Origin of the sequence: Klebsiella sp. HN106 (assembly GCF_051209435.1) — a bacterium.
In the GTDB taxonomy this organism is placed as follows: domain Bacteria; phylum Pseudomonadota; class Gammaproteobacteria; order Enterobacterales; family Enterobacteriaceae; genus Klebsiella; species Klebsiella oxytoca.
The window spans coordinates 1-284 of sequence record NZ_JBLURD010000275.1 but is presented as its reverse complement, the minus strand read 5'-3'; the positions used below and the strand labels follow the sequence as shown (position 1 = coordinate 284).

Annotated in this window: 1 protein-coding gene and 1 pseudogene; both read left to right on the top strand. The window is 63.0% G+C overall.

Going from position 1 to position 284, the window contains the following annotated elements; genetic code table 11:
* On the top strand, positions 1–78 hold a 78-nt coding region (locus ACSIPU_RS31215; RefSeq protein ID WP_227541201.1), incomplete at its 5' end, for a hypothetical protein.
* Positions 79–88: 10 nt separating this feature from the next.
* Positions 89–284, top strand: a pseudogene (locus ACSIPU_RS31210) (2-keto-4-pentenoate hydratase); the annotation flags it as partial.

Here is a 284-nt window from a genome sequence, read left to right as displayed (position 1 = left end):
GACTGCGGCCACTGGGCGCAGTGGGAACATGCCGACAGTTTTAATCAGCTGGTGCTCAATTTCCTCGCACGGGCTTAAGGAGTAAATGATGACTTTTTCTCTTGACGCGCTGGCCCAGCAGCTCCGCGACGCGGAACAGAGCGGCCAGGCGATCGCCCCGCTGCGCGATATTCTCGGCGTCGACAATGCCGACGCCGCCTATGCCATCCAGCGTCTGAACGTCCAGCACCACGTGGCCCATGGCCGGCGGGTGGTGGGCCGCAAAGTGGGCCTGACCCATCCCA